This window comes from Orientia tsutsugamushi (genome assembly GCF_900327275.1).
Lineage (GTDB): Bacteria > Pseudomonadota > Alphaproteobacteria > Rickettsiales > Rickettsiaceae > Orientia > Orientia tsutsugamushi.
Window position 1 is genome coordinate 58,884 of sequence record NZ_LS398548.1, and the last position, 11,999, is coordinate 70,882.

At 30.6% G+C, this 11,999-nt stretch carries 10 protein-coding genes, 1 tRNA gene and 7 pseudogenes; 13 read left to right on the forward strand and 5 right to left on the reverse strand.

Annotated elements, in window-relative coordinates:
- Positions 1–60: 60 nt before the first annotated feature.
- The 3 genes and pseudogenes from DK405_RS00275 (at position 61) to DK405_RS00285 (ending at position 1,707) form a co-directional block, all read left to right on the forward strand.
- Positions 61–519: an Hsp20/alpha crystallin family protein gene (locus DK405_RS00275; RefSeq protein WP_045912569.1), complete on the forward strand. Its 459-nt coding sequence runs from the start codon at positions 61–63 to the stop codon at positions 517–519.
- Between the two features lie 253 nt (positions 520–772).
- Positions 773–1,057 (forward strand): HNH endonuclease, encoded by a 285-nt coding sequence (locus DK405_RS00280; RefSeq protein WP_045912570.1) that lies wholly within the window; start codon positions 773–775, stop codon positions 1,055–1,057.
- Between the two features lie 209 nt (positions 1,058–1,266).
- A pseudogene (locus DK405_RS00285) lies at positions 1,267–1,707 on the forward strand (conjugal transfer protein TraD).
- A gap of 68 nt (positions 1,708–1,775) precedes the next feature.
- Here the strand turns inward: DK405_RS00285 and DK405_RS00290 are convergent.
- The 3 genes from DK405_RS00290 to DK405_RS00310 all read right to left on the reverse strand — a co-directional run bounded on the left by DK405_RS00290 (position 1,776) and on the right by DK405_RS00310 (position 4,113).
- Positions 1,776–2,504 carry an ankyrin repeat domain-containing protein gene (locus tag DK405_RS00290; protein WP_045912571.1) on the reverse strand — a complete coding sequence of 243 codons (729 nt, stop codon included), beginning with the start codon at positions 2,502–2,504 and terminating at the stop codon, positions 1,776–1,778.
- Positions 2,505–2,973: 469 nt separating this feature from the next.
- Complete coding sequence (locus tag DK405_RS00295; protein WP_064613158.1) at positions 2,974–3,588, reverse strand: HD domain-containing protein; 615 nt, start codon at positions 3,586–3,588, stop codon at positions 2,974–2,976.
- Positions 3,589–4,036: 448 nt separating this feature from the next.
- A tRNA-Pro gene (locus DK405_RS00310) sits at positions 4,037–4,113 on the reverse strand.
- A 706-nt stretch (positions 4,114–4,819) separates the two neighbouring features.
- Here DK405_RS00310 and DK405_RS00315 point away from each other — a divergent pair.
- Positions 4,820–4,939: pseudogene (locus DK405_RS00315) on the forward strand (transposase); the annotation flags it as partial.
- A gap of 15 nt (positions 4,940–4,954) precedes the next feature.
- Here the strand turns inward: DK405_RS00315 and DK405_RS00320 are convergent.
- Positions 4,955–5,778 (reverse strand): IS5 family transposase gene (locus tag DK405_RS00320; RefSeq protein WP_109510522.1). Its coding sequence is split into 2 segments (ribosomal slippage): positions 4,955–5,391 and positions 5,391–5,778, totalling 825 coding nucleotides; the frame shifts between segments, so codons are not numbered across the junction.
- Between the two features lie 62 nt (positions 5,779–5,840).
- Here DK405_RS00320 and DK405_RS00325 point away from each other — a divergent pair.
- From DK405_RS00325 to DK405_RS00360, 8 genes and pseudogenes are all read left to right on the forward strand, one after another.
- A pseudogene (locus DK405_RS00325) lies at positions 5,841–6,160 on the forward strand (transposase); the annotation flags it as partial.
- 431 nt (positions 6,161–6,591) lie between these two features.
- Entirely contained in the window at positions 6,592–6,876 is a 285-nt protein-coding gene (locus tag DK405_RS13430; protein WP_052691726.1) for an Arm DNA-binding domain-containing protein, read from the forward strand.
- Between the two features lie 245 nt (positions 6,877–7,121).
- Positions 7,122–7,409: a tyrosine-type recombinase/integrase gene (locus tag DK405_RS14875; protein WP_174197557.1), complete on the forward strand. Its 288-nt coding sequence runs from the start codon at positions 7,122–7,124 to the stop codon at positions 7,407–7,409.
- 49 nt (positions 7,410–7,458) lie between these two features.
- On the forward strand, positions 7,459–7,716 hold the full coding sequence (locus DK405_RS14880) for a tyrosine-type recombinase/integrase (RefSeq protein ID WP_269459329.1): 258 nt from the start codon (positions 7,459–7,461) through the stop codon (positions 7,714–7,716).
- A gap of 188 nt (positions 7,717–7,904) precedes the next feature.
- Positions 7,905–8,240 carry a hypothetical protein gene (locus tag DK405_RS00345; RefSeq protein WP_064612973.1) on the forward strand — a complete coding sequence of 112 codons (336 nt, stop codon included), beginning with the start codon at positions 7,905–7,907 and terminating at the stop codon, positions 8,238–8,240.
- A pseudogene (locus DK405_RS00350) lies at positions 8,240–8,792 on the forward strand (TraE/TraK family type IV conjugative transfer system protein). The gene DK405_RS00345 and the pseudogene DK405_RS00350 overlap by 1 nt, the downstream one beginning before the upstream one ends.
- Positions 8,789–8,977 (forward strand): annotated as a pseudogene (locus DK405_RS00355) (hypothetical protein); the annotation flags it as partial. The pseudogenes DK405_RS00350 and DK405_RS00355, both read left to right, overlap by 4 nt.
- 14 nt (positions 8,978–8,991) lie before the next feature.
- Positions 8,992–10,345: pseudogene (locus DK405_RS00360) on the forward strand (TraC family protein).
- On the opposite strand, the gene DK405_RS00365 reads toward DK405_RS00360, so the two are convergent.
- Positions 10,259–11,248, reverse strand: a complete 990-nt coding sequence (locus DK405_RS00365; RefSeq protein WP_045912919.1) for an ankyrin repeat domain-containing protein — start codon at positions 11,246–11,248, stop codon at positions 10,259–10,261. The pseudogene DK405_RS00360 and the gene DK405_RS00365 overlap by 87 nt on opposite strands.
- A 150-nt stretch (positions 11,249–11,398) precedes the next feature.
- Between DK405_RS00365 and DK405_RS00370 the strand changes: the two are divergent.
- A pseudogene (locus DK405_RS00370) lies at positions 11,399–11,989 on the forward strand (TraU family protein); the annotation flags it as partial.
- Between the last annotated feature and the right edge of the window lie 10 nt (positions 11,990–11,999).

The following is an 11,999-nucleotide window of genomic DNA, read 5'->3' on the forward strand; positions in this document are numbered from 1 at the left end:
ATGATTATACTAGTATTATGGTCCTTAATTAAGTTATTTTATTATAATTAGGTGGTATTTATGAGTTTTTTAATACGTAGAAATAAGGTTAATAACCACAGTAATACACTAAGGCAAGATTTAAATAATGTGCTTAGTGATTTTCTAAACAACTTTAGTTCTTTCCAATCGTCATTATTTGATGAAGATAGAGCACTATTACCAAGAATAGATGTTTTTGAAACAGATACAGAATATCATTTAGAAGTTGAGTTGCCAGGTATTAAGCAGGAAGATGTTGTTTTAAAAATAGATAATAATATCTTGACTGTTGAAGGACATAAAGATGACCAATTAGAAGAAAAGGAGAAATTTTATTATATGCGTGAAAGGTATTACGGTTCGTTTAAAAGATCAATAAGTTTACCTTCAAATATAGATGAAAATAATATAGATGCAAAATTTAGTGATGGAATGCTGTGTATAAAAATCTCTAAAAGAGAGCAGGATAAAGCGCGAAAAATTGAAATAAAAGGTTAGTTTTTATTAACTAAAGTAAATTTTTGAAAAATTGTAATTTAAAATAATGGCTTTCTTCTTTTATCTAGAAGGATGCAAACCTCCTTTTAGCAATCTTTAGATTCAATATAAGAAGTATGCTATAGTTATAGGAAGAACGAATACTACAGCAATAGCCTAAAACAAAAGAAATAAGGGTAACATTATGGTTATAAATATTGTTAAAAGAATTCTAAAGAAATAGGAAAACTATTACTATAAGGTTTTGATTTCCTTGGATTTAATATTCGACAATATAACACCAATAGGGGGAGTCCTACTAGTTAAACCATCTAAAGAGTCTATAAAATCGTTTAAAAAACGAATGTTAATAGAATGGAAAAAATGTTTCTCATGGAATAATGTTAATGTACATCATATAACTCCTATAAGATGTGGTGGCACTGACCATATTAACAATTTGTGCTTATTGCATGAAAACTGCCACCGGCAAGTACACAGTAATAGCGTACAACTTATTGCAGCTGTTTGTAAATTGCTTAAGCCGTATGCAAAGTAATTCGCTTGTACGGTTCTTTGGGAGGAACAGTGCTTCCAAGCTTACCTACACGCTTAAGCTTATCCTTTAATAAAGCTTCTAACCTTGGATTCACGGTTTTTTTGACCATAATTATTTGATGTTGGTTTGGTAAGTACGGTTTTTTTCTTTACTGGAATTGTATTTTGATATATTCTTGCCTGATTTTTTTATCTTTCTGAATTACTAACATGGCAAGTCTTATGCAGCAAAAAATTACTCTTCAGCAAAAAAAGGCTAAGCTAATCATGGATGAGGTTAACCTTAAAATTAAAGAACGTAAAATGCGTACTCGATGTCTTATCGAAATGGGTAGATTAGTTGCTAAAGCTAAGCGTGATCACTTATCAGCAAATACTTTATTTGGTGCAATTGTTTCACTAAAAGAAACTTTAACACAACATCAAAATGTTCAGAATCATTGGACTACAATCGGTAAAGATATTTTTGATAAAGAACAGCAAAATAAAGCTGCTGTGATTTTAAAATTTGCTTCTGAACCGAATGAAAACACTAAGCGCCACATTCGCCTTCATGGCTTAAAATAGAATAGCTTTCGTCAAGAATGGTGCAGCCATGTTAAGGACATTGAGGCCTTAAAGAATGGCTTCCTCAATGTTCAGTACAACTAAGATCTTGCGTCTTAGGTTTAACAGTACTTATAGCTAATTGTCAAGATAAAAATGTTCATTTTTACTTACTATGCGTTATTATCATCTATACTAAATTCTCCTCCCATAGCTGGCATATCTGTATTATAGTTTGATTCTGTATATAGTTTGACTGTACAAGCTTCTATTAATGATTGTAGATCATTAAAATTAAGATACTTTAATATTTCTTCTAAAGCATAGGTATTTAATCCAAATAACTTGCTTTCCTTTAAATTCAAAGCAACTGATGGTAACTCATTTGCTAATATTAGTCTATCTTCATAGGTCTTAATTACACTTTGAGTTAGTTCTTCTCGAATTATATTTGCAGCATCTATGCAATTATTCTCCGCAGCTAAATCGTAAGCAGTTTTTTTTTCATTATCTTGAATATTAAGATTTGCACCTTTACCTATAAGAAGCTTAACAATATCTGGATTCCGAATAGCTAAATGTAAAGGAGTCGTTTTGTGACAATCTTGCTGATTAACATCTGCGCCTGCATCAATAAGAATTTCTGCAATTTCTAATTCGTCTGTTATAACAGCCCAATGTAAAGCATGTATTCCACCTACTTGTATATTAGGACTTACACCTTTATTTATAAGAAGCTTTATAATATTCAAATTACCATGAATAATAGACCGATGTAAAGCATGAAAGCTTTTATCACAAGAACTGTTAATTTCTTCTGTAAATTCTTGCAAGTTTATTTCTGTTAATTCATTATTATTAGCAAGTTGATTTAATTCATCAAGTCGATTTAATCTGTTCATTAATATAATAATTTTAAGTTAATTTAGATAATTATTGATAACTTTAGCACAAAAGTTGCTAAAGAATTAATAACTATTAATCTTTTATATCATAGTTAAGTTACATATGCAAGATTTTATTACTTATTTTATAAGTAGATTCTAGTGCTGATTTTAGCTAGCATAAAGCTTATAGTTAAGTCACGGCAATATTTCACTCCTGTCGATTTAGCTTGAAACCATTTTTTCAATAAAATTTAAATTAGGAGAGTAATGAGGTAAATACTATAGTCATTTACAATGAGGTTTGAGCATAGAAAAAAGCGATAATGGCTTCATCATAAGATTTACCAATAAGATATTATACGCAAACTTCATTGTAAATGACTATAGTCTTAAATCTTAGAGTTCAAAATAAAACAATGCTACTTTTTTTGAACCAGCTATATTTATTTAAAAATAAAATATTGTTGTGCTTTTGAATTAGCATTTATTCCAGATAAGTATTAAGTAAACAGTATCCACTTAACTTGTCAGCAATCTTTGATAGTTTAAGGTGTCGAGCAAGAGGTATAAATTCTTGTTCAGTTTCAATGATGATTTTTTGTCTTTTTTCATCAGATTTTATGAATACGGTTTGAATGTTGTGTAAACGGTCGCATAATTTGATTAATAATAAATCTTTTTTGTTTTGCTGACGCAATATTTTAATCATTTCTCTAGAACTGATTTTTTTATTATTCCTAATTCTGGTAAGGTCAAAAACCTGTTCTGCAATCTTTACACAAAAGACCTTAGCAATTTTTTCTTTAGTTAATGTTGTATCTTCGATGGTATCATGTAGTATTGCTGTAATAATCGTATCAGTTTCAAAGCTGTATTCTGCTACTGTGCAGGCTACTTCCAATGGATATATATAATATGGCTCTCCTGTATCTCTCTTTTGCTTGCCATGATATTTTTTAGCATATTTTATTGCCTTTGTAACTTCATAAAGATTAATATATCCTTGTGTATGTTGATTTATTAGTATCAGCTTATTTAATAGAATTTGACTAAAATCTGAAACTGGCGTTTTGCAGTAACATGTTGAATATGTTATCATTTTGCCTCCATCTTTAATTGGATCATATTGGTAGATTGTTAAATAGCCACGATACCTTAAACTATCAAAGATTGCTGATAAGTTAAGTGGATACTGTTTACTTAATACTTATCTGGAATAAATGCTGATTCAAAAGAACAACAATATTTTATTTTTAAATAAAGATAGCTTGCTCAAAAAAAGTAGCATGTACTGTTATCAAATTTTATTTTTTACAGTCTTATAATACTATCAGAAATTTTATCAAAATTCTTTTTAAAATATCAACTTTCATAACGCAAGATTAGGATAGGGGATTAGAAGAGAAAGAAGAGGAGATAAGATAAGGATTAAGTTTGGAGATAGAATACTAGAATTATATCATGACGATGGTGAAAGTAGCAAATATTTTACGACAACTGAGGTTCGAAATGATGAGACAAGGATAAAACGATTGATAATATAATAATGGTCGGAGCAGAGAGATTTGAACTCCCGGCCCTCTGGTCCCAAACCAGATGCGCTACCAGACTGCGCCATGCTCCGATAAAATAATTAACTCTACAACCCATATTAAGTGTTTTTCGATTGCTAGCTAATTTGATATAACAACGCTTATATATCAACATTGCTTCTAGAGCTAGAATTTGAACTGCATTCATCTACAAAGCAACAAACAGTTTATTACTCGGTAACTAAAACTTTTTACAATCATTAAGTTAGCATAAGTGGTAAAAAAATAGTCTTTTTTTTCTTGGATAGCATATATACTACCATTAAAAGTTATTGCATTTTTATCCTTGAATCCACCAAAACATCACAAAATTACTGTTAAAGCAAAAAACAAATTAAAATTACAATAATCTTAATACAATCAAGACTTACCAGCCCTTCGTAGTTTAACTATATTATATCTTTTTTCGCCTATATCTTATTACGAAAAACCTACTATAATTTTTGTTTTAATTATAATTGAATTTGTATTTTTTGTCAATGTCAAGTATACATATCTAATCTAAAAAACAAAATCAGAACATATATAGCGCTGCAAATATATCCTAACTGAGTATTCAGTCTTAATTTAACTAAAAACTTTAAATTAGCAATGCCTATACAATTTATTATTAGAAACTCCAGATTAGGATAAGTGGAAATATAAAATGTAGAGAATAAGAGGTATACAAAGAGAAAATGTTGAGTTATAAAAAAAATTTAAATAAACAAGGAATAACACAACATGAACAAATGTATTATAACAGTTTGTCATAATAAACGTACCTCTAGCAATAGAGTTTTTAACAAAATTTCTAAAATTGCTAAAAGTAGTTATGGCTGGTTCTTAGTCTTTAAGAAGCTTCATCTTATAATAGACCTCTTTTGAAACTGGTTAAGGTAGTTCAAAATTATAAATGCCAGAGATCAAATTAAATCTAAGAGAGAATCTTTTACGTCTATTTCGATATTTGTCAGCAATAATTTTGAAGCGTTTTAGCATACCAATAACGTTTTCATTCACAACTCTTGCTCCTGCTAACCTATGATTATTCTTTTTATCATTTTTAGTTAAAGGATTTTTCTTGCTTTTTTTCTTTGGTAATTCAGAATTATTGTGAATTTTTTGTATGCCTTGATATCCTGTATCAGTAATCACTTTTACCTTAGGATGGATAAGAATTTTGGATTTCTTAAATAATCTAAAGTCATGTTTTTTACCGTTAGAAAAATCTGTACATATTACTTGGCGCATTTTCTTATCTACCACTATTTGAGTTTTTAGTGTATGCCTTTTCTTCTTTCCTGAATAATAGAATTTTTGTTTTTTTTAGGTCTTTCTATAGGACTTTCAGTAGCATCAATCAAGACTACTTCATAATTCATATCACTCTTCATTAGAGCTTTACGATATGGAAGAGTAAAGTTTGGGTGTTTAACTAGGGTGTCTTCTACCCATTTTACAGCTTTATATGCTGAACTTTCACTAATTCCATAGTTCTGACCTATATGGAAATAAGTACGGTATTCTCTAAGGTATTCTAACACCATCAGCAACTGTTCCTCCAAATTGAGCTTATTTTTACGTCCACCTTTTGATTTCTTAAGACCATCAGCTTTCCTCAAAATATCCACCATCTTTGAAAATGTCCTCTTCCTTACTCCTGTTAATCGACGAAATTTTTCATCCTTTAACTCTTTAATCTGATCTAATTTCATTATTACTTCAAATTAGATTTTTATAACACCATTCTACATCATTCTCTAGTTTCGAAAGAAGTCTAATCAATAATAAAGGCGAAATAATGTCAGTTAAATTACTAAAGGCAATAAAAGTGACCTATCTGTAGCTTCAGTTTTTTCTATAAAGGCTTATCTAGTAAATTGTTTGGTGATAAAGCTTACATATCTAAAGAGTTATTTCATCAACTGCTGACCAATGGGTCTACGTTTATTTACTAATCTTCGTAAAGATATGAAAACATATTTACTGGACATACAAGATAAGCAGTTATTAAATAAACGTTCTTTAATTGAGTCTGTCTTTAATGTACTAAAAAAACATATGCATTTAGAGCATACTAGACACCATTCTCCTCTTAAAACATTGCCTAATAATAAAGCTGCAAAGATATATCAAATATAAAGAAGAAAAAAAGTTAGTTTTTATTAACTTCTACACTTTATATAACCTACTATTAACTTATGTTAACTTTTATTAATATTTATAATTAATCTTCAACTTTAACTATAAATATATTTGCAATATTTGTCAATATAACAAAAAAATTAATGCGAAAGGTAGAAAATAGGTAGAAAAAAAAATCAGGAAATTTGGGGTCAGTTTTCAATCTAAAGGTTAAGATGATGGATGAAAAATATATACCAACCTAGAGTTGGTAAGGCGGCTTGGAAGTAGGTATGTTATAAATAAATTAGTATAAAAATTTTATTCAAATAAAGAGAATAATATAGATACTTTGTTTAGGTAATTACACCATATATTAATATATATTAATATATGGTGTAATTATGAAATCAATAACATTAAAGTTAACAAATAAGTTAATAAGAAAAATAAAAATTCCGACTAAAAGAACATCAACAATCCAGGATAAAGTTGAACCAGAACTTAAACTAAGAATATCACATACAGGAAGAAAAACATGGTCTTTTGAAAAAAAATTTAGAAAAGAAGGGATAAAAATAAAGATAGGAGTATTTCCAGATTTATCTATTAAAGAAGCCAGAAAAATAGCAAGAGAATTAAAGAGATTAATGACGAACGGAATAGATTCAAGAGAAGTAAAATGTTAACAACAGATAGAAGAAAATGAGAATCGTATAAAAGAAAGACAAGAGATTACATTCAAAGAGCTGTGTTATAAGTATATTGAAGAGTATGCCAAAATATATACTATAAACTTGCAGAAAGATACTGCAAGAATACATAATTATGGGAAACTGTTATTTTAAAAAAGATAAGTGATATTAAAAGTAATGATATTGAACAAATATTCAATGATATCAGCAAAGAGGGAAAATATGCCACAGCAAATGCATTGCTAGCAACCTTACGCACTATATTTAATAAGGCAATAAAATGGAGATTAATAGAAAACAATCCTACTCTAGGAATAGAGCCGCATAAAATGCAAGCAAGAGAAAGACGTCTAAGTTACGATGAAATGAGTAAATTTTTACACGTATTATGTGGAGAAGCAACTCCATTGATAAGAGATTTTGCATTACTAGCGTTATATACTGGAGCTAGAAAAAGTAATGTGTTGGAGATGGAATGGGACAATATAGATTTTAAAAGAAAAATATGGCATATACCAAAAAACTAAGAACGGAAAGGCGCAAAATATATCATTAACAGATGAGATAATAGAAATATTGCAAGCAAGGAAATTAACATCTAAAAGTAAATGGGTGCTATCAACTGATAAAAGCAAAAGCGGGCACTTGGAATATCCTTATAGAGGATGGTATAAGATTTGTAAAAAGGCAGGCATAAAAAATTTAAGGATACACGATCTAAGAAGGACATTTGCAAGTTGTATGGCAGATGAAGGCGCAGGTCAGTATATAATTAGTGCAGCATTGAATCATAGTGACATAAAATCAACGAGTATTTATACCAAAGTTGTTTAGAGCCAGTAAGGCAATATATGTCTAAGGTAACACAAATGATAAGCGACTGTTCAAGAATTGATATTTGAAATAAATACTGAAATAACATGAAACTTAGCATGAGAAGAAATGCATATATGAAAACTAATTATCACAGGTAAAATCTGCGTTTGAAGATATTTAGTTAATTTAAACATTATAGTAGCAGAATGAGAAATCTCATGCTAAAATTGCAGCTGAAGGTTATTATGCAAAATCAAAAATTATGTTGGGCATTATCGAGGCCATTGAAGTATATGGGTTTGAGCATTGATGAATGGGGAGTAGTGCTAGCTGGAGTAGCTCCAGGAATTGTACTACTAAACAGTAGGTATGCTAAATTAGGCCTAGCATTTATGGTTGGAGGAATTGCTCTATGTTATTGCTTTAAGAAATTTAAGAAGGTATCGGAGAATTTTTTGCTAAAAAGTTTTTTAGTAGCTAAAGGTTTATTGCCAGCTCCATTAGGATATTCAAGACTTCTGGGCAAAAAAGTTGGCAAATAATGAATCATCTCTTTAAGCAAAATGCTATACAAGAGCTTGTTAAATATAATAAATGCTTACTTTCAGTAACTATATTGCTAGCTGCAGCTAATATAATTGCGATAATGGCTGTAATTACCAAAGAAGAAAAGTGGTTATTAATTCCAGCAATGGAGCCTGATCGTAAAATGACGTTTTCATCAAAAAATTACCATGAAACCTATTTAAAGGAATTGGCAATTTATGTGATGAAACTCTTATTTACTACTTCTCCAAATGAGGTAGAAAGACAAATAGCAGACATGAAAGTGGTATTCAGTAATACTGAATCTTTAAAAATTTTTTTCAGAATCATTTGCAATTTGTTAAAGGCTCAAATGTGTCTTCACTCTTTTTTTCTAAAGAAGGTTGAAGTGATAAATGAATGGAGTATTAATTAGTGGAACGCTTCGTTATTGGTTTAGCGATAGTAAACATATAGCTGTCGATAAGACTTACCTTTTGACTTACAAGCGAACTCCTAATTACCTTTTGTTATTGACTGGTGTTAAAGAGAATGGAATAAAAAAATGAGTATTAGAATTTTGAGATTTATCATAGGGTTTATTGCTTTGGTAAACGTTAATAATATATATGCAGTAGAATATGAGTTAGAAGCTGATGAGCTGCTTAAGCTTGAGATTTCTGATAGTGGGCCAACAAGAATTAATCTTAAAGATGAAAAAATTAATGATATTTTTATGTACCTTCAAAATGCAGATACAGAGTCAAGGTGAACGCAAGCATACATAAGGATTTTGATCGAGAAAGATTTTCTAAACACTTTGTCTATGAATCATATGATGATGAGACTCAGCTATTCTTTAATCGTGGTTCAATAGGTTTTGTATTGCTTGCATGCCCATTGGCTGAAGCTAGTGTTTCGGCTCAAAATGAAATTGCTGAATTTCTGAAAAGCGATGAAAATTTACCTGCTGAAAGTAGCCTGCAAGTCTTGATGATTGGTAGTAATAATATAGAGAATTTTTTAAGCAACTGGCAGTCATATCGTAAAGGAGAGATATTTATTGAGTTAGCAAATAAAAGAACAGAATTTTTACGTGATCAAGCTCAAAAAGTAGGTTCTATAAAGGATGTAGTATTGTTAATTTCAGTTACTATACCTAATTTAAATGCAAATATAGATGATATGATTCGCAGACGAGATGCTTTAAAAGATACGTTTAGGTCAATTGGATTAAGCACTGAAAATGTGAATGCACAGCAATTATTAAAGTTTCTGAGAGTAATATTTGGCTGGCCTGAAGAAGAACATTCGAATATTAACCAGTATGAAATATTGTCTGAACAAATTCTAAGTGGAGATTTTTCGTTATTTGAGAATGATGATTGCGTAAATGTAAATGATGATCAAATATTTATCAGCCTAGAAGCTCGCAAAAGACCTGCAGAATGGAAATTATCTGCAAACAGCAGGAGTTGGAGTAGCGCTTTCTAGCTTAGGTAGAGGTATAAAAACTGTTTCTGTAGAGAGTAAAGTATTATTACCAATAATCGGTGAATGGAAAGGTGATTTAAGCTCTCCAGGTATGTTACTAGCTGGTAGACGAGGACAAATAATGTATTGGTTACCTTTTGGTGGAGCTTTATTACCTGCATTAAATAAGAATGCAGTAGCTCCAAATGAGAACTTTAACCTTTGTATAGCTGGAGTTCCAGGGTCTGGAAAATCTGTTTTTATGCAAGAATTAATGCTATCGGTTCTAGGAGTTGGTGGTAAGGTTTTTGTTCTTGATTATGGAAGATCATTTAAGCGTACATGCTTGATTCTAGGCGGTAGCTACATAGAATTTGACATGAAAAATCCTGTATCAATTAATCCATTTTCCGAAGTACCAGAGAATGATAGTGCAAAGTCTATAGAGGCTAGATCAGACTTTTTATCTAACTTTCCATCTATTTTAGCTACTATGGCAGCTCCACAGTATGGAACAAGCGATTTGCAACAACCAATGCTACAGAGAGCTTTGACACTTGCGCTACTCTCCCTCATATATAGCATATGCTCCTTCAACTTGAGCTTCAGCCTCAGCTGCTGCTTCCTCATTGTGTTGAAGTTTTGTTAAATCATCATTATTTAAGTACTCTAATATCATCAGCCTTACTTCTGATGACAAGTGAAGCCAAGATTTCTGACTTTCTTGATTAGCATCCTGATTGGATTCAAATATCTCATCCATTGATTCAGCTGCTCCTTGTAGCAGCTTAGCTCTTGCTTTCCCTTCTTCAATAGATTTTTCAATAAAGGGAGAATACATGGAAAATTTATTCTGATGCCTTACGATATCAGGATTATTTACACATCTTGCTAGTATATTCATGTCTTTTTTCAGAACAAATATATCAAAAAAAGATAAGTCATTTTTGCTAACATAAATAGACTTCATTTCTTCTATTTCTTTATGACATTGCTGTTTGAGTCCATTTAGCTCTTCTGATTCACTAATAAGCTCTTTATTTTGTAAAAAACCTGGTGAATTAGTATCTACTAAGTTAGCACGTTCTATCTTAACTATATGAGTAATCAATAATCTCATCATTTCTAAATTCTGCTCTGAATTTTCAATATATTTCATCCAACATCTTTTAAAAGGAGTATGATTAAAGCTGTTTTGTATAGTGATATTAGCTTTATGATTTAACAGAATATTTGTTATATGTATGTCGCCTTTTTCAACAGAATAATGTAAAGCAGTATTTTTAGATTCATTTTGTAGATTTGGATTAGCATTACTAGCTAGCAAAAATTTTACTATATGTAAGTTGCCTCTCTGAGAAGAAATATGTAACGCAGTATTGTGCCAGACATTTTGTGTATTTGGATTGACACCATGGTCTACCAAATATTTTACTACATCTATGTGTCCTTTTTTAGCAGCATAAGGTAAAGGATGCTTATTTGTAGAACTAAAGATATTCCTTGCAGTAGCATATAGCAAGCGGGCACGAAGCTGTAAATAATTATTCATATGTTTTCCCTGAAATTATGTTATACTTTCAAAAGTTATTACACATTAAATGTGAATATTATTATACATTAAACGAACAGTAGTACAACTAAAAATTGATTTGAGCTTCTTGCTTTATTAATAAGTTCAAGATCACATGCATTTGTATAACATTGGTATGTCTATCCCGTGATTTACTGGCTGGAAATTTTGCTTGATTTTATTTGTCTGGAAATGGCTGCAGTTGATATAGCATATTTAACAGAGTTTGATCCATTATGGAGTGACGATGCTAAATCTGCGATTTTAAATCCAGAAACGCTGTTGTTTCAAAATGTAGCTGCTTATCAAGCATGTATAGCTGATTGCATGAGTTGCAGTGCTGGTTTATTAGCAAGTGATTATGCTTTTTGGTGTGCCGAATGTCAAGGAATGCTTTACCCTTTTATTGAAACTGCTGCTGCTCATAATGGTGGAGTTGGAACATCTGTATTAATGGTAAGTAAGTTTATGGCTAGAATGCATAGGCAACTGATGTTATGGGGATATTATGGTTATAAAGGCCTATGTGGCAAGTATCCTATGCCTATCATGAAGAAAAGCCAATATCGACTACAAATGACTTATCCAATTCCAGAAACTAAATCCTGTAAGAGCATAGGTCAAACAGAAGCTATATGGCAAGCTGGCAGAGAATTTCCAGTTAATGGTGAAGATTTTGGTTACTTGATTTGGCGAAAAAGAGATTGTTGTTTGCTTTGATTTATAAAGC

Coding starts and splice junctions, on each gene's coding strand:
- DK405_RS00275 (WP_045912569.1), top strand. CDS start 61: ATGAGTTTTTTAATACGTAGAAATAAGGTTAATAACCACAGTAATACA.
- DK405_RS00290 (WP_045912571.1), bottom strand. CDS start 2,504: ATGAACAGATTAAATCGACTTGATGAATTAAATCAACTTGCTAATAAT.
- DK405_RS00295 (WP_064613158.1), bottom strand. CDS start 3,588: ATGATAACATATTCAACATGTTACTGCAAAACGCCAGTTTCAGATTTT.
- DK405_RS13430 (WP_052691726.1), top strand. CDS start 6,592: ATGAAATCAATAACATTAAAGTTAACAAATAAGTTAATAAGAAAAATA.
- DK405_RS00345 (WP_064612973.1), top strand. CDS start 7,905: ATGAGAAATCTCATGCTAAAATTGCAGCTGAAGGTTATTATGCAAAAT.
- DK405_RS00365 (WP_045912919.1), bottom strand. CDS start 11,248: ATGAATAATTATTTACAGCTTCGTGCCCGCTTGCTATATGCTACTGCA.